The organism is Cronobacter sp. 153480017-3, from assembly GCF_053627815.1.
The window spans coordinates 109,655-134,466 of record NZ_JBSEYN010000004.1 but is presented as its reverse complement, the minus strand read 5'-3'; the positions used below and the strand labels follow the sequence as shown (position 1 = coordinate 134,466).

Below are 24,812 nucleotides of genomic sequence, written 5' to 3'. Positions count from 1 at the left end.
CTCTGTGCCGGCACGATGATCTTTTAAGAGTTGTGAACCAGACTTATTGCGGGGAGCGTCCCGGATAATAAGCGGAGAACAATAATGATGATGCAGTGGAAAACCGTACGCCAGAGCGTGATAGCGGCGCTGGCGGTCACCTTTTGTTTAACGGCGGGGGCTGCGCCGCCGCCGGTTTCAGCCCCTGCGCCAGCGCCGGTCTCTTATGGCGTGGAAGAAGATGTCTTCCATCCGGTGCGGGCCGAACACGGCATGGTCGCCTCGGTGGACGCGGCAGCGACGCAGGTGGGCGTCGATGTGCTAAAGCAGGGCGGTAACGCGGTGGATGCGGCGGTCGCGGTGGGCTTCGCGCTGGCGGTGACGCATCCGCAGGCCGGTAATCTTGGCGGCGGCGGCTTTATGATGCTGCGCACTAAAGATGACAAAGTGACGGCGATCGATTTTCGCGAAATGGCGCCGGAGAAAGCCACGCGCGATATGTTCCTCGACGCGCAGGGCAACGCCGACAGCAAAAAATCGCTCACGTCGCATCTCGCCTCCGGTACGCCGGGCAGCGTCGCAGGCTTTGCGCTGGCGCTGCAAAAATATGGCACGATGCCGCTCGATAAAGTCATTCAGCCCGCCATTGCACTTGCGCGCGACGGCTTTACGGTCAACGACGCGCTCGCTATCGATTTAAAAACCTACGGCGTGGAGACGCTCCCGAACCACCCGGCCAGCAAGGCGATTTTCTGGAAGCAGGACGGTAATCCCTACCAGAAGGGCGACAAACTGGTGCAGGCGAATCTTGCAAAGAGCCTGGAGCTTATCGCTAAAGATGGCCCGGACGCCTTCTATAAGGGCCCGATTGCCGACCAGATAGCCGATGAGATGGCGAAAAACGGCGGGCTTATCACCAAAGCCGATCTGGCGAATTACAAAGCGGTGGAGCGCACGCCTGTGAGCGGCGACTACCGCGGTTATCAGGTCTATTCGATGCCGCCGCCGTCGTCGGGCGGGATCCACATCGTGCAGATCCTCAATATTCTTGAGAATTTCGACCTGCATAAATATGGCTTCGGCAGCGCCGACGCGATGCAGATTATGGCCGAGGCGGAAAAATACGCCTACGCCGACCGCTCCGAGTATCTGGGCGATCCGGATTTCGTGAAGGTGCCGTGGCAGGCGCTGACCAGCAAGGCCTACGCGAAATCGCTGGCGCAGCAAATTGATATCAATAAAGCGCGGCCGTCGAAGGAGATTAAACCGGGCAATCTCGCGCCTTATGAGAGTAACCAGACCACGCATTTTTCGGTCGTCGATAAAGACGGCAATGCGGTGGCGGTGACTTATACGCTTAACACGACCTTCGGCAGCGGCATTGTGGCGGGCGACACCGGCATTCTGATGAATAACCAGATGGATGATTTCTCCGCCAAACCGGGCACGCCAAACGTCTATGGCCTGGTAGGCGGCGATGCGAACGCGGTGGGGCCGAAGAAACGCCCGCTGTCGTCGATGTCGCCGACGATTGTCGTCAAAGACGGTAAGACATGGCTGGTAACCGGCAGCCCCGGCGGCAGCCGCATTATCACCACCGTATTGCAGATGGTGGTGAACACGATTGATTACGGCATGAACGTGGCGGAAGCCACCAACGCGCCGCGATTCCATCACCAGTGGCTACCGGATGAGCTGCGGGTGGAGAAGGGCTTTAGCCCGGATACGCTGAAGCTGTTGCGTGAGAAAGGGCAGAACGTGGCGGTGAAAGAGGCGATGGGCAGCACCCAGAGCATTATGATTGGCCCGGACGGGGCGCTTTACGGCGCGTCCGACCCGCGCAGCGTCGATGATTTAACGGCGGGGTATTAAGGTAGCGCCGTGTCGCGCCCTGTAAATGGTGAGGGCGTCATGTAAATGGTGGGTGACCCACCCTACAAATTTGCATATCCCCGTGTAGGGCGGGTAAGCCATGCGCACCCGCCATGTTGTGTCCTGTAAACGGCGCAGGAACCGTTAACCCGCCTTCATCCGCGCCATAAAATACGCGTCCACATACTCGCCGTTGCGCAGGCCGTAACGCTTGCCGGTGCCCTCTGTCTCAAACCCGAATTTACGGTACACCGCCAGCGCCGGCGCATTATCGACAAACACCGTCAGTTCGATTCGCTCGATGCGCAGCCAGTTATCGCACAGATTAACCATTTCGCGCATCAGCGCCGACGCCACGCCGCGGTTACGCCAGCCAGGGTGAACGCTCATCCCGAAGGTCGCCACATGGCTGCGGCGCGGGTTTTGCTCCACCGTTAAGGCCAGATGCCCGACGACCTCGCCATCCATACACGCCACCAACTGACGACGCCCCGGCTGCGGCGCGCCGAGCCGCTCACGCCACATCGCGAGCGACGGATGCGGAATTTGCAGCGTGTTGTAGATGACTTCCGACATCGTGTGGATCTGCTGCAACGCCTGCGCATCTTCTGCTTCCGCATGTCTTACGACGATTTCATTCATGACGTGCTCCCTGTGGTCGACGGTTGAAAGGCGAGGGCGCGTGGTTTACCCGCCCTACGAAATAATCTTCAACATCAAGGGTTTTTTCCTGCGGGTCAATTCCTAAATTTTTTTCAAAAAAGGCTGGACACATGCGAATGATAATGATTATTATTGTCATGCGTTCAGGGGGAACCCCAACGGATCATCCTGAAAGCACGACATTGCTCACATTGCTTCCAGTATTTCTTAGCCAGCCGGGTGCTGGCTTTTTTTTTGCCTGGTAATCTATGGTTAATGCCATCTGTTACTCTTAAAAAGGACCGGGCAATGACGATAAATTGCGCTTTTATTGGTTTTGGCAAAAGCACCACCCGCTACCATCTTCCCTACGTTTTACACCGCAAAGCGACGTTTCACGTCGCGCATATCTTCCGCCGTCACCCCAAACCGGAGCTGGAAAGCCACCCGCGTTATCAGCACATTCACTTTACGAGCGATCTGGATGACATCCTGAACGATGACTCGGTAAAACTGGTGGTGATCTGCACGCATGCCGACAGCCACTTTGACTATGCGAAGCGTGCGCTGGAAGCCGGGAAAAACGTGCTGGTGGAGAAACCATTCACGACAAGCGTCGCGGATGCGCGTCTGCTGCTGGATCTGGCGAGGAGCAAAGGGCTTGTGGTCACGCCGTATCAGAACCGCCGCTTTGATTCGTGTTTTCTTACCGCACGTAAAGTGATTGAGAGCGGCAAGCTGGGCGAGATTGTCGAAATTGAAAGCCATTTCGACTACTACCGGCCTGAAGCGGAAACCAAACCGGGACTGCCGGAAGACGGCATGTTTTTCGGGCTCGGCGTGCATACGATGGATCAGATTATCTCGCTGTTTGGCCGCCCCGATCACGTCAGCTATGACATCCGCAGCCTGCGCAACAAAGCGAACCCGGACGATACCTTTGAGGCGCAGCTGTTTTATGGCGATCTGAAAGCCATCGTCAAAACCAGCCACTACGTCAAAATCGACTACCCGAAATTTATCGTTCACGGCAAAAAGGGCTCGTTTATCAAATATGGTATCGACCAGCAGGAGACCAGCCTGAAAGCCGGAATTATGCCGGGCGAACCCGGCTTTGCGGCGGATGAGAGCATCGGACATCTGGAGTATGTCAACGCGCAGGGCGAAACGGTGCGCGAAGAGATTAAACCGGAGGTGGGCGACTATGGCCGCGTCTATGACGCGCTCTATGATACGCTCGTCAACGGCGTGCCAAATTACGTCAGAGAATCTGATGTGCTCACGAACCTTGAGATCCTCGAACGCGGTTTCGAGCAGGCGTCTCCCGCTACCGTAACCCTTGCGAAATAAGGCCTGTCGGCTCCTCTGTTCTTGTTCACAAAATTTGAACAGAGGAGTCAATTTTCACCCTCTATGATCGCGGACGTAACAGGTCCACACTTACCCCATCAAATCGCTAAGGGGGTACACGATGATCTATTTACGCAAAGCACAAGACCGCGGCCACGCCAACCACGGCTGGCTGGATTCCTGGCACACCTTCTCGTTCGCTAACTATTACGACCCAAATTTCATGGGCTTTTCCGCCCTGCGGGTGATTAACGACGACGTGATCGACGCAGGCCAGGGGTTCGGTACGCACCCGCATAAAGACATGGAAATCCTGACCTACGTGCTGGAAGGCGCGGTGGAACATCAGGACAGCATGGGCAACAAAGAGCAGGTGCCTGCCGGGGAATTCCAGATAATGAGCGCCGGGACCGGCGTGCGCCACTCGGAGTACAACCCGAGCGCCACCGAGCGTCTGCGCCTGTACCAGATCTGGATTATTCCGTCTGAAAACGGCATTGAGCCGCGCTACGAGCAGCGCCGCTTTGACGCCGCCCAGGGCCGCCAGCTGGTTCTGTCGCCGGATGCCCGCGACGGCTCGCTGAAAGTGCATCAGGATATGGAACTGTCGCGCTGGGCATTGCTGAATGGCGAAGACGGTGAGTATGCGCCCGCCGCTGGTCGCCGCGTCTGGATCCAGGTTGTGAAGGGCGATGTGACCATTAACGGCACCCGCGCGACCACCAGCGACGGTCTGGCCATCTGGGATGAAGCGACGCTTGCAATCCACGCCGACAGCGACAGCGAAATCCTGCTGTTCGATCTGCCGCCGGTCTGATAAATCCTGAACCTCTCTCGCAACCTTCCTCTAAACAGGGGAAGGTTGTTGCGCGTCCGTGATAAACTGGTTATTACCCATGACCTTATCCCCCCTTCAGGACGATGAAAAAGAGAAGACCGGTACTTCAGGATGTGGCCGATCGCGTCGGCGTGACCAAAATGACCATCAGCCGCTACCTGCGCAACCCCGAGCAAGTCTCGCTGGCGCTGCGCAGTAAAATCGCGGCGGCGCTGGATGAGCTTGGCTACATTCCCAACCGCGCGCCGGATATTCTCTCCAATGCAACCAGCCGCGCCATCGGCGTGCTGCTGCCTTCTCTGACCAACCAGGTTTTCGCCGAAGTCTTACGCGGTATCGAAAGCGTCATTGACGCGCACGGCTACCAGACCATGCTCGCCCACTACGGCTACAAGCCGGAGCTGGAAGAGGAGCGCCTGGAATCGATGCTCTCCTGGAATATCGACGGCCTGATTTTAACCGAGCGCAACCACACGCCGCGCACCCTCAAGATGATTGAAGTGGCGGGCATTCCGGTGGTGGAGCTGATGGACAGCGTCTCGCCGTGTCTGGATATCGCCGTGGGGTTTGATAACTTCGACGCCGCCCGCCAGATGACGGCGGCCATCATCGCGCGCGGCCACCGCCACGTGGCGTATCTCGGCGCGCGTCTCGACGAGCGCACCATCATGAAACAGAAGGGCTACGAGCAGGCGATGCTCGACGCGGGCCTCACGCCTTACAGCGTGATGGTGGAGCACTCTTCGTCTTTCTCGACCGGCAGCGAACTGCTGCGCCAGGCGCGCCGGGAGTATCCGCAACTCGACAGTATCTTCTGCACCAATGACGATCTCGCGATTGGCGCCGCGTTCGAGTGCCAGCGTCTGGGGTTGCGCATTCCTGACGATATGGCGATTGCCGGTTTTCACGGCCACGATATCGGCCAGGTGATGGAGCCGCAGCTCGCCAGCGTGCTCACGCCGCGCGAGCGTATGGGACGCATCGGCGCGGAGCGTTTGCTGGCGCGCATTCGTGGCGAAACCGTTACGCCGCAAATGCTCGATCTCGGTTTTACCCTCTCGCCAGGCGGCTCGATTTAATCCCACAAATTTGAACTGGCTCACACTTATTCATGCTGAGCACCTGCGGAAATTGCTAATTTTCAGTGTGAGCCAGACAATGTTACCGTTAACAGTTACCCGTAACATTATCCGTAATGCCTTTGCCAGGGGAGTACTGCAATGAGCACGACCAATCATGATCACCATATTTATATCCTGATGGGCGTTTCCGGCAGCGGGAAATCCGTTGTCGCCAGCGAAGTCGCGCATCGTCTGAAAGCCGCGTTTCTCGATGGCGACTTTCTGCATCCGCGCCGCAATATTATGAAAATGGCGGCGGGCGATCCGCTTAACGATGACGACCGCACGCCGTGGTTGCAGGCGCTCAACGACGCCGCTTTCGCCATGCAGCGCACCAACAAAGTGTCGCTCATCGTCTGCTCGGCGCTGAAAAAACGCTATCGCGATATTCTGCGCAGCGGCAACCCGAACCTCTCTTTCATCTGGCTGAAAGGCGATTATGAAGTGATCGAAAGCCGCCTGCGCGCGCGCAAAGGGCACTTCTTTAAGCCGCAAATGCTGGTGACGCAGTTCGAGGCGCTGGAAGCCCCGCAGGAAGACGAAAAAGATGTGCTGATTGTGGATATCAACCCGTCGCTCGACGACGTTATCGACAGCACGATCGCGCTTATCAACAAAGGCGAGTAAGTCGTGAATACATTAACCCTCGTTTTAACGGCAGTAGGGTCCGTTTTGCTTCTGCTGTTCCTGGTGATGAAGGCGCGCATGCACGCCTTTGTCGCGCTGATGGTGGTTTCCATCGGGGCCGGGCTTTTCTCCGGCATGCCGCTCGATAAAATCGCCGCCACGATGGAAAAAGGCATGGGCGGCACGCTCGGCTTTCTGGCGGTGGTAGTGGCGCTGGGCGCAATGTTCGGCAAAATTCTGCATGAAACCGGCGCGGTCGATCAGATTGCCGTCAAAATGCTGAAATCTTTTGGCCACAGCCGCGCGCATTACGCCATTGGGCTCGCGGGCCTGATTTGCGCGCTGCCGCTGTTTTTCGAAGTGGCGATTGTGCTCTTGATTAGCGTTGCGTTCTCTATGGCGCGCCACACCGGCACCAATCTTGTGAAGCTTGTGATCCCGCTGTTTGCGGGCGTCGCGGCCGCCGCGGCGTTTCTGCTGCCGGGGCCTGCGCCAATGCTGCTCGCCTCGCAGATGCATGCCGATTTCGGCTGGATGATTTTAATTGGTCTGTGCGCGGCCATCCCCGGCATGCTGATCGCCGGGCCGCTTTTCGGTAATTTCATCAGCCGTTATGTCGAGCTCTATACGCCTGACGACATCAGCGAGCCGCACCTCGGCGAAGGCAAGCTGCCGTCTTTCGGCTTCAGCCTCTCGCTCATTCTGCTGCCGCTGGTGCTGGTGGGCCTGAAAACCATCGCCGCGCGTTTTACCGAGCAAGGTTCGACGCTCTACGAATGGCTGCAGTTTATCGGCCATCCGTTTACCGCGATCCTGGTCGCCTGTCTGGTGGCGATATACGGCCTGGCGCGCCGTCAGGGCATGGAAAAAGAGAAAGTCATGGCGATCTGCGGCCAGGCGCTGCAACCGGCGGGCATTATTCTGCTGGTGATTGGCGCAGGCGGCGTGTTCAAACAGGTGCTGGTGGATTCTGGCGTTGGCCCGGCGCTCGGCGGTGCGCTGACCGGCATGGGCCTGCCGATTGCGCTGACCTGCTTTGTGCTGGCTGCCGCGGTGCGCATTATTCAGGGCTCCGCGACCGTCGCCTGCCTGACGGCGGTAGGCCTGGTAATGCCGGTTATCGAACAACTGCACTTCTCCGGCGCGCAGCTTGCCGCGCTGTCTATCTGCATCGCAGGCGGCTCGATTGTGGTAAGCCACGTCAACGACGCCGGTTTCTGGCTGTTCGGTAAGTTCACCGGCGCCACCGAAGCGCAAACGCTGAAAACCTGGACGATGATGGAAACGCTGCTCGGCACCACCGGCGCGATTGTCGGGATGATTGCATTTACGCTGCTTTCCTGAATCATCAACAAAAAAGGCTTCCCGTAGGAAGCCTTTTTTATTTTTCGCTGTTTTCGGAAAAGTAGTACTTTCTCGTCAGATAGAGATTTTGAATGTCAGGATTGTACAGACTCTGATAGGTAATATTTTCTTTATCCAGACCGTCCAGTCCTTTAGTGCCGCCAATCATTTCAGGCCATTCATCGCGGCTGGAAATATCCACGACAAAGGGTTGTAAATAGCCATCAAGACAGCCTTTGCTCGGGGCGTCAATTTCAGCACTCAGCGCGCTCAGGTAATCATCTTTGTGGGTTCTGGACCAGTCTATAGAAAAACCCGCACGGTAAGAGAGTTCCATATAGAACAGCAAAAGCGTTCTGCCATTACCGTCAAGAAAAGGATGCGCCAGCGCCAGGACGCCCATCACTTCCCCCGGCCGTTTCCTGAACCGCTTACTGTCAGAGGCTAATTGCAATGCATAATCGACGGCACGTTTAATCTCTTTCGGATGCGCAAAAACCGTATGGCGGGGATTTTCCGCGCTTCCTTTAAATATGGCGAGATCGGGGGCAAGCTCATGGCGATCGTGACCTGCCCAGGGATAGAAGCCTGAAAAAAGGATCTCGTGAACCTTTAAAATAGCAGCGTAATCAAGGGTGGCTTGCTCAGCCAGAAACTGGAGCGCTTCTTCGATTCCCAGTTCAAAAACGAAATGCTCGGATTGCTTAACGTCAGCAGGGTTTTTCAACCCGAAGGTATTTTGTAAGTAACCCGCCGTTTCGAAGTCACCAAAAGGATCGAAGATCACGCACGCACTTTCCTTGTAGACTGACGCTTTTCTTCCAGATAATCCGCCTGCAGTGACAGGCTTTCGGCTTTAGTCAGCACGCCTTTTCTTTTGAGATTAACAAGCAGTTGCTCGACGTTATCAAGAACCACCGTATCGCCAGCGAGACGGGTAATCGCCGTCGCCATACGGCTCGTACTGTCACAACTGGCTGAAATATTATGAACAGCAGCAAGGTGGCGAACCTTGCTGGCAACGCTGGGAGACGCATTTTTCGGCATAAAAATTACCTCCGGTATTGTACAAATTTTAGCACATCGCGTTTGGGGTTCCTAACCCTTCATCCACGCCCGGATGCCATCCAGGAACATCTGGGTGGCGAGCATCACCAGCACCAGCCCCATCAGGCGCTCCAGCGCGTTGACGCCTTTCTCGCCGAGCAGCCGTAAAAAGAGCGAAGACTGCAACAGGATGACAAATGTGCCGCCCCAGGCGAGCAGCAGCGCGATGACTAAATGCCCCATCTGGTTCGGGTACTGGTGCGACAGCAGCATCAGCGTCGCGAGCAGCGTTGGGCCTGCGACCAGCGGGATCGCCAGCGGCACGATAAACGGTTCTTCACCGGCGGGAAGGCCAGTGCTGTTGCCTTCGTGGCTCGGGAAAATCATCTTGATAGCGATAAGGAACAGAATAATGCCGCCGGAGATAGAGACGGTTTCGGCGCGCAGATTCAGGAACGCCAGGATCTTCTCGCCCGCGAACAGGAAAATAAGCATCAGCAGCAGCGCGATAAACAGCTCGCGTACCATAATCGCCCGACGGCGTTTCGGCTCGGTATGCTTGAGCACCGACATAAAAATCGGCAGGTTGCCCAGCGGATCCATAATCAGGATCAGCAGGACGGCGGCGGAGAGAATGTCATTCATAAAAGCGTCCTGATAACGGTAAACGTGACGCCTGATTAGCTCTGTTTCTGATGTTCAGGCGATCATTGATTAATTTCACTTGCCACTTTAGCTGCATTTTGTATGGTGAAAGTATCTCCGGGGTTCTCCCGGCACGCACACAAAGCACATCTCGCAGGAACACGGGTTATGAAAAATGTTGGTTTTATCGGCTGGCGCGGTATGGTCGGCTCTGTACTCATGCAACGCATGGTGGAAGAGCGCGATTTTGACGCCATTCGTCCTGTCTTTTTCTCTACTTCCCAGCTTGGCCAGCCCGCGCCCACCTTTGGCGCACAGGGCGGCGGCACGCTTCAGGATGCTTACAATCTGGAAGCGCTGAAGGCGCTGGACATTATCGTGACCTGCCAGGGCGGCGATTATACCAACGAAATCTATCCAAAGCTCCGTGAAAGCGGCTGGCAGGGCTACTGGATTGACGCGGCGTCCTCGCTGCGTATGAAAGATGACGCCATTATCATTCTCGACCCGGTTAACCAGCATGTGATCACCGACGGGCTGAATAAAGGCGTGAAAACCTTTGTTGGCGGCAACTGCACTGTTAGCCTGATGCTGATGTCGCTGGGCGGCCTGTTTGCGGAAAACCTGGTGGAGTGGGTGTCTGTCGCCACATACCAGGCGGCGTCCGGCGGCGGCGCGCGCCATATGCGCGAACTGCTGACCCAGATGGGCCTGCTGCAACAGCACGTGGCGGCGGAACTCGCCGACCCGGCTTCCGCCATTCTCGATATCGAACGCAAAGTCACGCAGCTTACCCGCAGCGGCGAACTGCCGGTGGATAATTTCGGCGTACCGCTGGCGGGCGGGCTTATCCCGTGGATCGACAAACAGCTCGATAACGGCCAGAGCCGCGAAGAGTGGAAAGGCCAGGCGGAGACCAACAAAATCCTCGGCACGTCATCAACCATTCCTGTAGATGGCCTGTGCGTGCGTATCGGCGCGCTGCGCTGCCACAGTCAGGCGTTTACGCTGAAGCTGAAAAAAGATGTCTCGATTGCCACCATTGAATCGCTGCTGGCGGGCCATAACGACTGGGTGAAAGTGGTGCCGAACGACCGCGATATTACCGTACGTGAATTAACGCCTGCGGCGGTCACCGGCACGCTCAGCACGCCGGTCGGACGCCTGCGTAAGCTCAACATGGGGCCGGAGTATCTCTCGGCGTTTACCGTCGGCGATCAGCTTCTGTGGGGCGCTGCCGAGCCGCTGCGGCGTATGCTGCGTCAGCTGGCGTAAATAACCTTAATAAAAGAGCGCTCCGGCGCTCTTTTTTAATGTCCGTCACTAAAGAAAAGACGAATGTTTCATATTTTCTGAGGGGGAACAGAATCCCCTGGCTATGCTTAGCATAAGACGAGTCCTACTCGTCATACTTCCAGGTGGAACGGCACAGCCGCAGGAATGCTTCAGGCTCTGCCCGTTCAGGTCATTAAGAGTGTCGCTACCGGACGCGAAGGCGTAAGGCTGGAATGGGGCGACACCAAATAAACAGGATGATAACCATGTCTGATCGTGTCTCAAGAGACGTGATTAATGCGCTGATTGCGGGCCATTTTTCGGATCCTTTCTCCGTTCTGGGCATGCACACCACCGACGCCGGGATCGAAGTCCGTGCGCTGCTTCCCGACGCTACTGAAGTCTGGGTCATCGAACCCAAGACCGGGCGTAAAGTGGGCAAGCTTGAGTGTCTGGATTCTCGCGGTTTTTTCAGCGGCGTGATGCCGCGTCGTAAAAATCCTTTTCGCTATCAACTGGCCGTGGTCTGGCACGGGCAGCAAAATCTGATTGATGACCCGTATCGCTTCGGGCCGCTGCTTCAGGAGCTGGATGTCTGGCTGCTTTCCGAAGGCACACATTTACGTCCTTATGAAACGCTCGGCGCGCACCCGGATACGATGGACGGCGTCACCGGCACGCGCTTTTCCGTCTGGGCACCCAACGCGCAGCGTGTCTCCGTGGTGGGGCAGTTCAACTACTGGGATGGCCGCCGCCACCCGATGCGTCTGCGTAAAGAGAGCGGCATCTGGGAACTCTTCATCCCCGGCGCGCACAACGGTCAGCTCTACAAATATGAAATGATCGACGCGAACGGCCATTTGCGCATGAAATCCGACCCGTATGCGTTTGAGGCGCAGATGCGCCCGGATACCGCGTCGCTTATCTGCGGCCTGCCGGAAAAAGTCGAGCCGAACACGGCGCGTCAGGATGCTAACCGCTTCGATGCGCCGATCTCGATTTACGAAGTGCATCTGGGTTCATGGCGTCGCCATACCGATAACAATTTCTGGCTAAGCTACCGCGAGCTGGCTGACCAGCTGATCCCGTATGTAAAGTGGATGGGCTTTACCCATATCGAACTGTTGCCGGTTAACGAACACCCGTTCGACGGCAGCTGGGGCTATCAGCCGACCGGGCTGTACGCGCCGACGCGCCGTTTCGGCACGCGCGAAGAGTTCCGCTATTTCATCAACGCCGCGCACGCCGCGGGGCTGAACGTTATTCTCGACTGGGTGCCGGGCCACTTCCCGTCCGATGATTTCGCGCTGGCGAATTTTGACGGCACGGCGCTCTATGAGCACAGCGACCCGCGCGAAGGCTATCACCAGGACTGGAACACGCTTATCTACAACTATGGCCGCCGCGAAGTGAGCAACTTCCTGGTGGGCAACGCGCTCTACTGGACGGAGCGTTTCGGTATCGACGCGCTGCGTGTGGACGCCGTCGCCTCAATGATTTATCGCGACTACAGCCGCAAAGAAGGCGAGTGGATCCCGAACCAGTACGGCGGGCGCGAAAACCTGGAGGCGATGGAGTTTCTGCGCAACACCAACCGCATTATCGGCGAGCAGGTCAACGGCGCGGTGACGATGGCGGAAGAGTCCACCGATTTCCCTGGCGTCTCACGGCCGCCGGAATCGGGCGGGCTTGGCTTCTGGTACAAGTGGAATCTGGGCTGGATGCACGACACGCTCGATTACATGAAGCTCGATCCGGTCTACCGCCAGTACCATCACCACAAAATGACCTTCGGGATGATTTACAACTACACCGAAAACTTTGTCCTGCCGCTGTCGCATGACGAAGTGGTGCATGGCAAAAAATCGATTCTCGACCGTATGCCTGGCGACGCCTGGCAGAAATTCGCCAACCTGCGCGCCTACTACGCGTGGATGTGGGGCTTCCCGGGTAAAAAACTGCTGTTCATGGGCAACGAGTTTGCGCAGGGGCGCGAGTGGAACCACGACGCCAGCCTCGACTGGCATCTGCTGGAAGGCGACGACAACTGGCACCACGGCGTGCAAAGACTGGTGCGCGATCTCAATTCCACATATCGCCACCACAAAGCGCTGCATGAACTTGATTTCGATCCTTATGGCTTCGAATGGTTAGTGGTAGAGGATAACCAGAACTCGGTATTTATCTTCGTGCGTCGCGATTCGCAGGGCAATGAAATCATTGTCGCCAGTAACTTCACGCCGGTAGTGCGCCATAACTATCGCTTTGGCATTAACCAGCCGGGCGAGTGGCGCGAAATCCTGAATACGGATTCGCAGCACTATCATGGCAGCAACGCCGGGAACGGCGGCAAGGTGCGCAGCGAGGCCATCGCCAGCCATGGGCGCGACAACTCGCTCTCCCTGACGCTGCCGCCGCTTGCCACTATCTGGCTGGTCAGAGAGGCAGATGATGCAGCTTAACGCAGGCCATTCCGCTCCGCCTGGCGCCTGGTTTGACGGCGCGGGCGTGAATTTCACGCTGTTTTCCGCGCATGCGGAAAAGGTGGAGCTGTGCCTGTTTGATGCAAGCGGCAACGAAACGCGTTACGCGCTGCCTGCGCGTAGCGGCGACGTCTGGCACGGTTATCTGCCGGGCGCGCGTTTTGGCCTGCGCTATGGCTACCGCGTGCATGGCCCGTGGAACCCGGCGCAGGGCCACCGCTTTAACCCGGCGAAACTGCTGCTCGATCCATGCGCTCGCGGCGTGGAGGGCGATGTTATCGACGATCCGCGCCTGTACGGCGGCATCGACACGCCGGACCCGCGTGACAACCGCGACGCGATGCCGAAATCGGTCGTGATGGATGACCGCTACGACTGGGAAGACGACGCGCCGCCCAACATCGCCTGGGGCGAGACGGTGATTTACGAGGCGCACGTGCGCGGTTTGACGCGCCTGCACCCGGACATTCCGCCTGCCCTGCGCGGTACCTATGCGGCGCTCGGCCACCCGGCGATGATCGCCTGGTTCCAGCGGCTCGGCATTACGGCGCTGGAGTTACAACCTGTTGCGAAATTCTGTAGCGAGCCTCGGCTGCAACGTCTCGGCCTCGCTAACTACTGGGGCTACAACCCGCTGGCGCTGTGGGCCATTGAGACGCGTTACGCCTCGCAGCCCGCGCCGCAGGCGGCGCTCAATGAATTTCGCGACGCCGTCAAAGCGCTGCATAAAGCGGGTATCGAGGTCATTCTCGATGTGGTGCTTAACCACAGCGCCGAACTGGATCTCGAAGGACCGACCTTCTCCCTGCGCGGAATTGATAACCGTAGCTATTATTGGATACAGGACGACGGCGATTATCACAACTGGACCGGCTGCGGTAACACGCTGAACCTGAGCCATCCGGCGGTGGTGGATTATGCCCTGGGCTGCCTGAAATTCTGGGTGGAGCAGTGCCACGTTGACGGTTTCCGGTTCGATCTGGCGACGGTCATGGGCCGCACGCCGGAATTTCGTCAGGATGCGCCGCTTTTTGAGGCGATGCGCCGCGACCGGTCGCTGTCCGCGGCGAAGCTTATCGTTGAGCCGTGGGATATCGGCCCCGGCGGCTATCAGGTGGGCAACTATCCGCCGCCGTTCGCCGAGTGGAACGACCGCTTTCGCGACGATATGCGCCGCTTCTGGCTGCGAAGCGAGCTGGATGTGGGCGAAGTCGCTACGCGCGTCGCCGCGTCGGCGGATGTATACCGCAGAAACGGCCGTGAGCCGTGGGCGTGCGTCAATCTGGTGACGGCGCATGACGGTTTTACGCTGCGCGACTGCGTGTCGTTTAACGGCAAGCATAACGAAGCGAACGGCGAGGATAACCGCGACGGCGCGTGGGAAAACCACAGCAATAATCACGGTTATGAGGGCCTGGGCGGCGGGCAGAGCGTTCAGGACGCGCGGCGTGCGACCACGCATGCGCTGCTGGCCTCGCTGCTGCTGTCGCAGGGCACGCCGATGCTGCTGGCGGGCGATGAACAGGGCCACAGCCAGCATGGCAATAACAACGCGTATTGCCAGGATAACGAACTGACCTGGTTTGACTGGTCGCAGGCGGACGAAGGGCTTGTCGCGTATACCGCGGCGCTGATTCGCCTGCGCAGACAGATCCCGGCGCTCACCGCGTCACGGTGGTGGGAAGAGAACGACGGCAACGTCCGCTGGCTGAACGCCGCAGGCGCGCCGATGCGACCCGAGGAGTGGCACAGCGGCGCACGCCAGCTGCAAATCCTCTTGTCCGATCGCTGGCTTGTTACCCTTAACGGCCGCGATGAAGTAAGCGAGATCGTATTACCTGAAGGGGAATGGCGCGCCGTTCCTCCATTTGCCGGAGAGGATAATCCGGTTGTCATGGCTGTATGGCATGGGCCTGCGCACGGTGTGTGCGTCTTCCGGAAGTCATAAACAGGAGTTCGTCATGGTCAGGCTTGAAAAGAAAGATCCGTTGATGCTGGCAAGGCAGTTGCCGTTGAAATCCGTGGCGCTGATTCTGGCTGGGGGCCGCGGCACGCGGTTGAAAGACTTGACCGCGACCCGCGCCAAGCCCGCCGTTCATTTCGGCGGTAAATTCCGCATTATCGATTTCGCGCTGTCGAACTGCATTAACTCGGGCATTCGGCGCATTGGGGTGATTACGCAGTATCAGTCGCACACGCTGGTGCAGCACATCCAGCGCGGCTGGTCGTTCTTCAGTGAAGAGATGAATGAATTCGTCGACCTTCTGCCCGCCCAGCAGCGCGTACACGGCGAAACCTGGTATCGCGGCACCGCAGACGCCGTGACCCAGAACCTCGACATCATTCGCCGCTACAAAGCGGAGTATGTGGTCATCCTCGCGGGCGATCACATCTACAAGCAGGACTACTCGCGCATGCTTATCGACCATGTCGAAAAAGGCGCGCGCTGCACCGTGGCCTGCCTGCCGGTGCCGGTGGCGGAAGCACGTGCATTTGGGGTGATGGCGGTGGATGAAAACAGCAAAGTCATCGACTTCGTGGAAAAACCCGCCAACCCGCCTTCAATGCCAGGCGACGATACTAAAGCGCTCGCCAGTATGGGCATCTATATTTTTGATGCCGACTATCTTTATGAGTTGCTGGAAGAGGATGACAAAAACGAATCCTCCAGCCATGACTTCGGGAAAGACATTATCCCGAAAGTGACGTACAGCGGCGAAGCCTACGCGCATCCGTTCCCGCTTTCATGCGTGCAGTCCGACCCGAACGCCGAGCCGTACTGGCGCGACGTGGGAACGCTTGAGGCGTACTGGAAGGCGAATCTCGATCTCGCCTCGGTGACGCCGGAGCTGGATATGTATGACCAGGACTGGCCGATTCGTACGCACATGGAGTCGTTGCCGCCTGCCAAGTTCGTGCAGGACCGCTCCGGCAGCCACGGCATGACGCTGAACTCGCTGGTCTCCGGTGGCTGCATAATTTCCGGATCGGTGGTGGTGCAGTCAGTGCTGTTCCCGCGCGTGCGCGTGAACTCGTTTTGCAATATTGATTCTGCGGTGCTGCTGCCTGATGTCTGGGTTGGCCGCTCCTGCCGCCTGCGTCGCTGCATCATCGACCGGGCCTGTGTTATCCCTGAAGGAATGGTGATTGGCGAAAACGCCGAAGAGGATGCTCGCCGTTTCTACCGCTCCGAAGAGGGAATTGTTTTGGTGACCCGCGACATGCTGGCGCGTTTGTCAGCCTGAGTCGCACAAGGATTATGTGCGCACGGACGAGAATTTCCGCGCGCGATGGTTTCGCGTTCGGCGCGCCTGTTGCGCTGTGACTTTCAACGGGAGAGATAATGCAGGTCTTACATGTATGTTCTGAACTTTTTCCGCTACTGAAAACGGGTGGTCTGGCGGATGTCCTTGGCGCGTTGCCTGCTGCGCAGATTGCCGAAGGGGTGGATACGCGCGTGCTACTGCCAGGCTTCCCCGATCTCCGTCGCGGGGTCGCGGATGCCAAAGTGATTACGCGTCGTGACACCTTCGCCGGGCGTATCTCTTTGTTATACGGACACTTCAACGGCGTCGGCATCTATCTTATCGATGCGCCGCATCTCTATGATCGTCCGGGCAGCCCTTATCACGACACCAACCTTTACGCCTACGCCGACAACGTGATTCGCTTCGCCCTGCTGGGCTGGGTGGGCAGCGAGATGGCGGCCGGGCTGGATCCGTTCTGGCGGCCTGACATCGTTCACGCGCATGACTGGCATGCGGGCCTGACGCCTGCGTATCTGGCGGCGCGCGGGCGTCCGGCGAAATCCGTGTTTACGGTGCATAACCTCGCCTATAAAGGCATGTTTTATGCGCATCACATGGATGAAATCGGATTGCCATGGTCGATGTTTAATATGAATGGGCTGGAGTTCAACGGCGAGATTTCGTTCCTCAAGGCGGGCCTCTACTATGCCGATCACATTACGGCGGTGAGCCCGACCTACGCGCGCGAAATCACCGAGCCGCAGTTCGCCTATGGCCTCGAAGGGTTACTCAAACAGCGCCACAGCGAAGGGCGGCTGTCGGGCATCCTGAACGGCGTGGATGAAAATATCTGGAACCCGGCGCACGACTTATTGCTGGCCTCGCGCTATACCCGCGATACGCTGGAAGAGAAAGCGGAAAACAAACGACAGTTGCAGATTGCGATGGGCCTGAAGGTGAATGACAAAGTGCCGCTGTTTGCGGTGGTCAGCCGCCTCACCAGCCAGAAAGGGCTGGATCTGGTGCTGGAGGCGCTGCCGGGCCTGCTGGAGCAGGGCGGACAACTGGCGCTGCTGGGCGCAGGCGATCCGGTGCTTCAGGAAGGCTTCCTCGCCGCCGCGGCGGAACATCCGGGCCAGGTCGGCGTGCAGATTGGCTATCACGAGGCGTTCTCGCACCGCATTATGGGCGGGGCGGATGTGATTTTAGTGCCGAGCCGCTTTGAGCCGTGCGGGTTAACGCAGCTCTACGGCCTGAAATATGGCACGCTGCCGCTGGTGCGTCGCACCGGTGGGCTTGCGGATACCGTTTCCGACAGCTCGCTGGAGAACCTGGCGGACGGCATCGCCAGCGGTTTTGTCTTTGAAGACAGCAACGCCTGGTCGCTGCTGCGGGCTATCCGGCGCGCTTTCGTATTGTGGTCCCGTCCGTCTCTCTGGCGTTTTGTACAGCGTCAGGCGATGGGGATGGACTTTAGCTGGCAGGTCGCGGCGAAATCCTACCGCGAACTTTATCAACGCTTGTTGTAAAGGAACACGTCGATGAATGAACCCTTTAGCTATGCGTCGCCAACCCTGAGCGTGGAGGCGTTAAAGCACTCTATCGCTTACAAGCTGATGTTCACCATCGGTAAAGATCCGGCCATCGCTAACAAACATGAGTGGCTGAACGCCACGCTGTTTGCGGTGCGCGATCGCATGGTGGAGCGCTGGCTGCGCTCTACTCGCGCGCAACTCTCACAGGAAGTGCGACAGGTTTACTATCTGTCGATGGAGTTTCTGATTGGCCGCACGCTCTCAAACGCCCTGTTGTCGCTTGGCATCTATGAAGATGTGCGGGACGCGCTGGAGGGGATGGGCCTGAGCCTGGAAGAACTCATCGACGAAGAAAACGACCCCGGTCTTGGCAACGGCGGCCTCGGGCGCCTTGCCGCCTGTTTCCTGGATTCGCTGGCGACGCTCGGCCTGCCGGGCCGCGGCTATGGCATTCGCTACGACTACGGCATGTTTAAGCAAAACATCGTTGATGGTCGCCAGAAAGAATCGCCGGATTACTGGCTGGAATATGGCAACCCGTGGGAGTTCCAGCGCCACAATACGCGTTATAAAGTGCGCTTCGGCGGGCGTATTCAGCAGGAAGGCAAAAAGACCCGCTGGGTGGAAACTGAAGAGATTATCGCGGTTGCCTCTGACCAGATCGTTCCCGGCTACGACACCGATGCCACTAACACACTGCGGCTCTGGAGTGCCCAGGCCAGTAGCGCGATTAACCTCGGTAAGTTTAACCAGGGCGACTACTTTGCGGCGGTGGAAGATAAAAACCACTCCGAGAACGTGTCGCGCGTGCTTTATCCGGACGATTCCACCTATTCCGGGCGCGAGCTTCGTCTGCGTCAGGAGTATTTCCTGGTCTCGGCGACGGTGCAGGACATTTTAAACCGCCACTACATGCTGCATAAAACCTACGCCAACCTGGCGCAGAAAGTGGCGATTCACCTGAACGACACCCACCCGGTATTGTCGATTCCGGAGCTGATGCGCCTGCTTATCGACGAGCATAAGTTCAGCTGGGACGAAGCGTTCGAAGTAACCTGTCAGGTATTCTCCTACACCAACCATACGCTGATGAGCGAGGCGCTGGAGACCTGGCCTGTGGATATGCTCGGCAAGATCCTGCCGCGCCATCTGCAGATCATTTTTGAAATTAATGATTACTTCCTGCGTACCATTCAGGAGCAATACCCGAACGATACCGGGCTCTTAAGCCGCGTGTCGATTATCGACGAGTCGGGCGGGCGTCGCGTGCGTATGGCCTGGCTTGCGGTCATTATCAGCCACAAAGTAAATGGCGTGTCTGAACTGCACTCGAACCTGATGGTCCAGTCGCTGTTTGCCGATTTCGCCAACATCTTCCCGATGCGCTTTTTGAACGTCACTAACGGCGTGACGCCGCGCCGCTGGCTGGCGCTGGCGAACCCGTCGCTCTCCGACGTGCTGGATGAGAATATCGGGCGCACCTGGCGCACCGATCTCAGCCAGCTGAGCGAACTGGAACAGCACATCGACTACCCGACGGTGAACCAGCAGGTGCGCGAAGCCAAGCTTGAGAACAAAAAACGCCTGGCGATTTACATCGCGCAGCATCTCAATGTCGTGGTCAATCCGAAAGCGCTCTTTGACGTGCAGATCAAGCGTATTCACGAGTACAAGCGTCAGCTCATGAACGTGCTGCACGTCATTACGCGCTATAACCGCATAAAAGCCGATCCGGATCTGGAGTGGGTGCCGCGCGTGAATATTTTCGCCGGTAAAGCTGCCTCGGCGTATTACATGGCGAAGCATATTATTCACCTGATCAACGATGTGGCAAAAGTGATCAACAACGACGCGGACGTGAAGGATCGCCTGAAAGTGGTGTTTATCCCGAACTACAGCGTCAGCCTTGCGCAGCTCATCATTCCGGCAGCCGATCTCTCGGAGCAGATTTCTCTCGCGGGTACTGAGGCGTCCGGCACCAGTAACATGAAGTTTGCGCTCAACGGCGCGCTGACCATCGGCACGCTCGATGGCGCGAACGTAGAGATGCAGGAGCATGTCGGCGAAGAGAACATTTTCATCTTCGGTAACACAGCGGATGAAGTGGAAGCGCTGCGTCGCGCAGGCTATAACCCGCGCGATTACTACGAGAAGGATGAAGAGTTACGCCAGGTACTGACCCAGATAGCGACCGGAGTGTTCAGCCCTGAAGAGCCGGGCCGCTACCGCGATCTGGTGGATTCGCTGATTAACTTTGGCGATCACTATCAGGTGCTGGCGGATTACCGCAGCTACGTGGATTGTCAGGAGAAGGTGGACGAGCTTTATCTGCAGCCGGAAGTATGGACAACCCGCGCGATGCATAACATCGCGAACATGGGCTACTTCTCCTCAGACCGCACCATTCAGGAGTACGCGGAAAATATCTGGCACATCACGCCTGTACGCCTGTAAGATCGACGCGTTATCAACACAACCAGAGTGGCGACGCTCTGGTTTTTTTATGGGTGCGAAAGGCAAGGATGACGAAGAAAACAACATGGGCGGGCGCGCTGCTCGTCTCGCTGGCAGGCGCGCCACTACTGGCTCAGGTATACGGCGCGGTGGCGGATTTCGCGCTTTCAGGCGTGATGCGCACATATGCCTCAGCGAACATCGGTATCGCCGTACTGCTGATGCTGCAAGGCGTGTCGCTGGCGCTGCTTGGCAAACACCAGGCGACACGACGCCCCGACAGCGCGCGGGTGTTCTGGGCGGTGCTTGTCTGGTATCTGCTGTGTGCCGCCGTGTTCAGTACCAGGGCGGGGTTTTTGCCAGACGTGCCGCGGGGGGCGCTATTCTTTGCCGGCTGGCTCCCGAGCGCATACGTCTGGCTGCTCGCGAAGGACGTTTTCTTTGTATGGCCGCTGTGGCTGCCCGCCGCCGCGCAGGCTGTTGTGCTTGCCGGATTTTATTACGGACGCCGCCGCGCCCGTCACGCGTGATAGGGTGTGTCCAGCCGCGTGTGGCTTACGCCTGTGGCACCCACCACGCAGTTGCGGCCCGCGCGTTTGGCCTGATAAAGCGCCTCGTCGGCCTGGTTTTTCAGCGTCTCTCCACTGGCGTCGTCACCTGTTATCGTGGCGGTGCCAGCGCTAATCGTCAGTACTTTCTCCACCATCGGCGTCGCCGGATGCGCCAGCCGGGCTTGCTGAATCGCCTGAAGCGCGCGCATCGCCACCTGTTCAGCAGCATATGCGTTCGCACCCGGCAGAATAATGGCAAACTCTTCGCCGCCGTAGCGCGCCACTCTGTCAGATTTGTGCAGCGGCAGATGATGCAGAATTTCACCCACCGCTTTCAGGCACTCATCGCCCGCGACATGGCCCAGCGTGTCGTTGTAGCTTTTAAAATAGTCGATATCGCACATCACCAGTGACACCGACGCGCCGGTTGCCTGCGCGCGCGTCATACATTGTTCCAGATAAATATCGAACTGGCGACGATTAGGCAGCCCGGTTAAGCCATCCAGCAGCGCCAGATCCTGAAGAATATGATTAGAGCGCGTGAGATCGTCACGCAGCACAATAAGTTCGCGCTGATAGCGCAGGCTGGCGCGGATCTGGCGCAAGACCAGCACGCCGAATACCAACACCACACCAAGCAGCACGGCGTTAAGCGCCAGTGTCGGAATATTGTTACGCCACCAGGCGGCGCGAAGCTCATCGACGTCATAACCGGCCGACACCACCAGCGGATAACGCGCAAGCGTGGCGTAACCGAAAATGCGTGGCACGCCGTCGATCGCCGATTTCCAGGCGCCGCCACCGGTCGGGGCGATTTTCAGCATCCGCGTAAACAGCGGGCTGGAGGAGAGGGTGCGGTTAATATAGGAATCGGGGAAAGGGCGCACATACAGTACCGTGCTGTCGGTGAAGGTGATCCCCAACGTGTCGCCTGGCCCCATTTCGTAATAGCCATAAAACTGGCGGAAATAGTCGAGTTTCACCGTTGCCAGTAACACGCCGCGAAAGCGACCTTCCGGGGTATTCAGCCGCATCGAAACTGGCACAACCAGTTCCCCCGTAGCGCGGCTGCGGATCACATGGCCGATGCGTATGCCGGTGTCGCTGTGCTGGCTGTGCCAGACGAAATAGTCGCGGTCGGCGCTGTTCGCCTGCGCCGGAAAGCCGCTCGCCGAGGTGGCGAGCCAGTCGCCGCGGGTGTCGTAGACAAACAACCCCTGCAGTTGCGTCAGCTGGCGCTGTTGTTGGGCGAGCAGGCCGCGCGGGCCGTTCCATTCGGCAGGCTGCAGGAAAATATCGTCCGCACGCCGCGAGAGATCATCCAGCGTCAACTGAACCTGGAAAAACGTATCCTCTGCCTGCCGCGCCAGCGAAATCGCCTGGTTACGCGCCTGACGCTCTGTCTCCTCGACACTGTGCCGCCACGATTGCCACAGCGATCCGCCGCTGACCGCCATCACCAGCAGCGAAATCAGCAGTAAAAAAGCCAGCATTACGGCATCCGGCGAACGGGATGTTGCCTTGCGCAAGCGGCGCTCTCCTGAGAGGGGGTTTAATAACCCATAGTAATACGATGTTATTAATTGTAGCGACAGAAATACACGTTAATGCGGGGAGTTAGCAGATAAAAAGACGCGGCCGCGCAGGAGAAGACACGGCCGCGAAAGGGGAAGGGGTTACGACGCCAGCGACAGCTTCACATTGGCTTTTTTGCCGACGTTTTCAGTGAGCCACTGCGCCACGCGCGACTGTTCTTCACCGTTCAGCCACATGCCGAGTTTGGTACGACGCCAGATGGCATCATCCAGACGGCGCACCCATTCGTGCTCGACCAGATAGCGCAGTTCCGCTTCGTAAAACTCATGGCCGAAGTGTTCGCCAAGCGCGTGGATATCTGCAGCATCGCCCAGAATCAGCTCGCTGTTGCTGCCGTAGGTACGCGCGTAGTGGCGCGCCAGCGTTTCACTGATGAACGGGTAACGACGACGCAGCTGTGCGGCGTAGTCGTCGCGCTCGCCCTGGAAAGCGCCACCCGGCAGCACGGCGTTGCGGGTCCACGCCGGGCCGATATTGCTGTAATAGGACGACAGTTTTTCCATCGCGTGTTCGGCAAGCTTACGGTACGTCGTGAGTTTACCGCCGAAGACCGACAGCAGCGGCGCTTTGCCGTTCTCATCGTGAATATCGAGCGTGTAATCACGCGTGATCGCCTGCGGCGAATCCGATTCGTCATCGCACAGCGGACGCACGCCGGAATAGGTCCAGACCACGTCATCACGGGCAAGCTGTTTTTTGAAGTGCGCGTTATAGACTTTGAGCAGATAGCTGATTTCGGATTCGTCGATCGCCACTTCTTTCGGGTCGCCTTTATATTCGACGTCGGTAGTGCCGATTATCGAGAACTCATCCATCCACGGGATAACAAACACGATACGCTTATCTTCGTTTTGCAGGATGTAAGCCTGTTTCTGGTTATGCACGCGCGGCACCACGATATGGCTGCCTTTGATCAGGCGGATACCATAAGGCGATTTCAGTTTCAGGCCGTCATCGAAGAAGTTTTTCACCCACGGGCCGGTGGCGTTCACTAAGCCGCGCGCCTGCCAGGTATAGGTTTCGCCGGTATCGATATCTTCCGCTTCCACGATCCACCTGCCGTTTTCGCGACGCGCGGAGGTGGCGCGGGTGCGAGTCAGCACTTCGCCGCCTTTTTTAACGACCATCTGGGCGTTCGCCAGCACCAGACGCGCGTCGTCGACCCAGCAGTCGGAATATTCGAAACCGCGCACGATTTCCGGCTTCAGCACGGAATCCGAACCAAAACGCAAACCGGTGGAACCCGGCAGACTGGTGCGTTTGCCGAGGTGATCGTACATAAACAGACCGGTGCGGATCATCCACGCCGGGCGAAGATGCGGGCGGTGCGGCAGACGAAAGCGCATCGGGAACGCGATGTGCGGCGCCATTTTCAGCAGCACTTCACGTTCTGCCAGCGCTTCGCTGACCAGACGGAACTCGTAATGTTCCAGATAGCGCAGCCCGCCGTGGATCAACTTGGAGCTGGCGGAAGAAGTGGCGCACGCCAGATCCTGCGCTTCCAGCATCAGCACAGAGAGTCCACGCCCTGCGGCGTCTGCCGCGATACCGGCACCGTTGATGCCCCCACCTATCACAATCAGATCTTTGGTTTCCATGCTGCTGCCCTCACGCACTTTCGTTAAAGCTCATAAATGTTCGTTATCGCTCATAATAGCAAACAAACGCGCTTTTGATAACAACAAAAAAACATTTCCGTGTGATGTGAATAACATTATGGCGTTACAGACGGAGGAAGCCTTACACTTACGTTATTATCGGCATAGCGCCTCGCGCGGTTGGCCGGTCTTACGCCCCTTTAAAGATGAAAGAGATCACCATGGATCAGTTTGAATGTATTAATGTCGAAGAAGCGCACCAGAAACTGCAGCAGGGGAACGCCGTGCTGGTGGATATTCGCGATCCGCAAAGTTATGCGATGGGCCACACGCCTGGCGCGTTTCATTTAACCAACGCCACGCTGCCCGCCTTTATGCAGCAGACCGATTTCGACGTGCCGGTGCTGGTGATGTGCTATCACGGCAACAGCAGCAAAGGAGCGGCGCAGTATCTGCTTCACCAGGGCTATGACCAGGTCTACAGCGTGGACGGCGGTTTCGACGCCTGGCATCGCCATTTCCCGGCGGAAGTGGCGCACGGCGAGAGTTAAGCATCGTCTGCGCGTCGTTCGCAGGTATACTGTTTGCCTCATGTGGAGATACCTTT

20 protein-coding genes are annotated in these 24,812 nt (G+C 57.8%); 14 read left to right on the top strand and 6 right to left on the bottom strand.

Features of this window, described 5'->3' with window-relative positions; all coding sequences use genetic code 11:
- Positions 1-84: 84 nt before the first annotated feature.
- Positions 85-1,851 (top strand): gamma-glutamyltransferase, encoded by a 1,767-nt coding sequence (gene ggt / locus ACUW6V_RS11395; protein ID WP_151451079.1) that lies wholly within the window; start codon positions 85-87, stop codon positions 1,849-1,851.
- A gap of 144 nt (positions 1,852-1,995) precedes the next feature.
- On the opposite strand, the gene yhhY is transcribed toward ggt, so the two are convergent.
- Positions 1,996-2,493 (bottom strand): N-acetyltransferase, encoded by a 498-nt coding sequence (yhhY, locus tag ACUW6V_RS11390; protein ID WP_004388009.1) that lies wholly within the window; start codon positions 2,491-2,493, stop codon positions 1,996-1,998.
- A 309-nt stretch (positions 2,494-2,802) separates the two neighbouring features.
- On the opposite strand from yhhY, the gene ACUW6V_RS11385 reads away from it, so the two are divergent.
- From ACUW6V_RS11385 to gntU, 5 genes are all read left to right on the top strand, one after another.
- Entirely contained in the window at positions 2,803-3,843 is a 1,041-nt protein-coding gene (locus tag ACUW6V_RS11385; protein WP_454038366.1) for an oxidoreductase, read from the top strand.
- Between the two features lie 121 nt (positions 3,844-3,964).
- The gene (locus ACUW6V_RS11380; RefSeq protein ID WP_004388011.1) at positions 3,965-4,660 is read left to right on the top strand and encodes a pirin family protein; all 696 of its coding nucleotides are present in this window, start codon (positions 3,965-3,967) and stop codon (positions 4,658-4,660) included.
- Positions 4,661-4,764: 104 nt separating this feature from the next.
- The gene (gntR, locus tag ACUW6V_RS11375; protein WP_007765042.1) at positions 4,765-5,760 is read left to right on the top strand and encodes a gluconate operon transcriptional repressor GntR; all 996 of its coding nucleotides are present in this window, start codon (positions 4,765-4,767) and stop codon (positions 5,758-5,760) included.
- 141 nt (positions 5,761-5,901) lie between these two features.
- On the top strand, positions 5,902-6,429 hold the full coding sequence (gene gntK / locus ACUW6V_RS11370; RefSeq protein WP_007899862.1) for a gluconokinase: 528 nt from the start codon (positions 5,902-5,904) through the stop codon (positions 6,427-6,429).
- Positions 6,430-6,432: 3 nt separating this feature from the next.
- Complete coding sequence (gene gntU / locus ACUW6V_RS11365; RefSeq protein WP_014727889.1) at positions 6,433-7,773, top strand: gluconate transporter; 1,341 nt, start codon at positions 6,433-6,435, stop codon at positions 7,771-7,773.
- Between the two features lie 37 nt (positions 7,774-7,810).
- On the opposite strand, the gene ACUW6V_RS11360 is transcribed toward gntU, so the two are convergent.
- The 3 genes from ACUW6V_RS11360 to ACUW6V_RS11350 are packed head-to-tail and all read right to left on the bottom strand — an operon-like array spanning position 7,811 to position 9,465.
- Positions 7,811-8,560, bottom strand: coding sequence for a Fic/DOC family protein (locus ACUW6V_RS11360; protein WP_454038365.1), 750 nt, complete (start codon positions 8,558-8,560; stop codon positions 7,811-7,813).
- Entirely contained in the window at positions 8,557-8,820 is a 264-nt protein-coding gene (locus tag ACUW6V_RS11355; protein ID WP_029464281.1) for a hypothetical protein, read from the bottom strand. Before ACUW6V_RS11355 ends, ACUW6V_RS11360 begins: the two co-directional genes overlap by 4 nt.
- Before the next feature lie 51 nt (positions 8,821-8,871).
- Positions 8,872-9,465, bottom strand: coding sequence for a YhgN family NAAT transporter (locus ACUW6V_RS11350; protein WP_004388017.1), 594 nt, complete (start codon positions 9,463-9,465; stop codon positions 8,872-8,874).
- 168 nt (positions 9,466-9,633) lie between these two features.
- On the opposite strand from ACUW6V_RS11350, the gene asd reads away from it, so the two are divergent.
- The 7 genes from asd to ACUW6V_RS11315 all read left to right on the top strand — a co-directional run bounded on the left by asd (position 9,634) and on the right by ACUW6V_RS11315 (position 20,990).
- The gene (asd, locus tag ACUW6V_RS11345) at positions 9,634-10,740 is read left to right on the top strand and encodes an aspartate-semialdehyde dehydrogenase (protein WP_007871679.1); all 1,107 of its coding nucleotides are present in this window, start codon (positions 9,634-9,636) and stop codon (positions 10,738-10,740) included.
- A 266-nt stretch (positions 10,741-11,006) separates the two neighbouring features.
- The gene (gene glgB, locus ACUW6V_RS11340; RefSeq protein WP_004388018.1) at positions 11,007-13,202 is read left to right on the top strand and encodes a 1,4-alpha-glucan branching enzyme; all 2,196 of its coding nucleotides are present in this window, start codon (positions 11,007-11,009) and stop codon (positions 13,200-13,202) included.
- Positions 13,189-15,171: a glycogen debranching protein GlgX gene (gene glgX / locus ACUW6V_RS11335; RefSeq protein WP_454038364.1), complete on the top strand. Its 1,983-nt coding sequence runs from the start codon at positions 13,189-13,191 to the stop codon at positions 15,169-15,171. Before glgB ends, glgX begins: the two co-directional genes overlap by 14 nt.
- A 13-nt stretch (positions 15,172-15,184) precedes the next feature.
- The gene (glgC, locus tag ACUW6V_RS11330; protein WP_004388020.1) at positions 15,185-16,468 is read left to right on the top strand and encodes a glucose-1-phosphate adenylyltransferase; all 1,284 of its coding nucleotides are present in this window, start codon (positions 15,185-15,187) and stop codon (positions 16,466-16,468) included.
- Positions 16,469-16,566: 98 nt separating this feature from the next.
- The gene (gene glgA / locus ACUW6V_RS11325; RefSeq protein ID WP_004388021.1) at positions 16,567-18,000 is read left to right on the top strand and encodes a glycogen synthase GlgA; all 1,434 of its coding nucleotides are present in this window, start codon (positions 16,567-16,569) and stop codon (positions 17,998-18,000) included.
- 12 nt (positions 18,001-18,012) lie between these two features.
- The gene (gene glgP / locus ACUW6V_RS11320) at positions 18,013-20,460 is read left to right on the top strand and encodes a glycogen phosphorylase (RefSeq protein WP_012126372.1); all 2,448 of its coding nucleotides are present in this window, start codon (positions 18,013-18,015) and stop codon (positions 20,458-20,460) included.
- Positions 20,461-20,528: 68 nt separating this feature from the next.
- The gene (locus tag ACUW6V_RS11315; protein WP_454038363.1) at positions 20,529-20,990 is read left to right on the top strand and encodes a hypothetical protein; all 462 of its coding nucleotides are present in this window, start codon (positions 20,529-20,531) and stop codon (positions 20,988-20,990) included.
- Here ACUW6V_RS11315 and ACUW6V_RS11310 read toward each other — a convergent pair.
- Positions 20,981-22,504, bottom strand: coding sequence for a sensor domain-containing diguanylate cyclase (locus tag ACUW6V_RS11310; protein WP_454038362.1), 1,524 nt, complete (start codon positions 22,502-22,504; stop codon positions 20,981-20,983). The genes ACUW6V_RS11315 and ACUW6V_RS11310 overlap by 10 nt on opposite strands.
- A 183-nt stretch (positions 22,505-22,687) precedes the next feature.
- On the bottom strand, positions 22,688-24,205 hold the full coding sequence (gene glpD, locus ACUW6V_RS11305; RefSeq protein ID WP_088277228.1) for a glycerol-3-phosphate dehydrogenase: 1,518 nt from the start codon (positions 24,203-24,205) through the stop codon (positions 22,688-22,690).
- 221 nt (positions 24,206-24,426) lie between these two features.
- On the opposite strand from glpD, the gene glpE reads away from it, so the two are divergent.
- A complete protein-coding gene (gene glpE, locus ACUW6V_RS11300; protein WP_004388026.1) occupies positions 24,427-24,756 on the top strand; it encodes a thiosulfate sulfurtransferase GlpE in 330 nt (109 codons plus the stop codon).
- Positions 24,757-24,812 lie beyond the last annotated feature (56 nt).

Excerpts from the sequence above, each read along its gene's own strand:
- ggt (WP_151451079.1), top strand. The coding sequence starts at position 85 with ATGATGATGCAGTGGAAAACCGTACGCCAGAGCGTGATAGCGGCGCTG.
- ACUW6V_RS11385 (WP_454038366.1), top strand. The coding sequence starts at position 2,803 with ATGACGATAAATTGCGCTTTTATTGGTTTTGGCAAAAGCACCACCCGC.
- glgB (WP_004388018.1), top strand. The coding sequence starts at position 11,007 with ATGTCTGATCGTGTCTCAAGAGACGTGATTAATGCGCTGATTGCGGGC.
- glgA (WP_004388021.1), top strand. The coding sequence starts at position 16,567 with ATGCAGGTCTTACATGTATGTTCTGAACTTTTTCCGCTACTGAAAACG.
- glpE (WP_004388026.1), top strand. The coding sequence starts at position 24,427 with ATGGATCAGTTTGAATGTATTAATGTCGAAGAAGCGCACCAGAAACTG.
- gntR (WP_007765042.1), top strand. The coding sequence starts at position 4,765 with ATGAAAAAGAGAAGACCGGTACTTCAGGATGTGGCCGATCGCGTCGGC.
- ACUW6V_RS11355 (WP_029464281.1), bottom strand. The coding sequence starts at position 8,820 with ATGCCGAAAAATGCGTCTCCCAGCGTTGCCAGCAAGGTTCGCCACCTT.
- ACUW6V_RS11310 (WP_454038362.1), bottom strand. The coding sequence starts at position 22,504 with ATGCTGGCTTTTTTACTGCTGATTTCGCTGCTGGTGATGGCGGTCAGC.
- gntK (WP_007899862.1), top strand. The coding sequence starts at position 5,902 with ATGAGCACGACCAATCATGATCACCATATTTATATCCTGATGGGCGTT.
- glgP (WP_012126372.1), top strand. The coding sequence starts at position 18,013 with ATGAATGAACCCTTTAGCTATGCGTCGCCAACCCTGAGCGTGGAGGCG.
- glgC (WP_004388020.1), top strand. The coding sequence starts at position 15,185 with ATGGTCAGGCTTGAAAAGAAAGATCCGTTGATGCTGGCAAGGCAGTTG.
- ACUW6V_RS11350 (WP_004388017.1), bottom strand. The coding sequence starts at position 9,465 with ATGAATGACATTCTCTCCGCCGCCGTCCTGCTGATCCTGATTATGGAT.
- glpD (WP_088277228.1), bottom strand. The coding sequence starts at position 24,205 with ATGGAAACCAAAGATCTGATTGTGATAGGTGGGGGCATCAACGGTGCC.
- ACUW6V_RS11315 (WP_454038363.1), top strand. The coding sequence starts at position 20,529 with ATGACGAAGAAAACAACATGGGCGGGCGCGCTGCTCGTCTCGCTGGCA.
- yhhY (WP_004388009.1), bottom strand. The coding sequence starts at position 2,493 with ATGAATGAAATCGTCGTAAGACATGCGGAAGCAGAAGATGCGCAGGCG.
- asd (WP_007871679.1), top strand. The coding sequence starts at position 9,634 with ATGAAAAATGTTGGTTTTATCGGCTGGCGCGGTATGGTCGGCTCTGTA.
- glgX (WP_454038364.1), top strand. The coding sequence starts at position 13,189 with ATGATGCAGCTTAACGCAGGCCATTCCGCTCCGCCTGGCGCCTGGTTT.
- ACUW6V_RS11380 (WP_004388011.1), top strand. The coding sequence starts at position 3,965 with ATGATCTATTTACGCAAAGCACAAGACCGCGGCCACGCCAACCACGGC.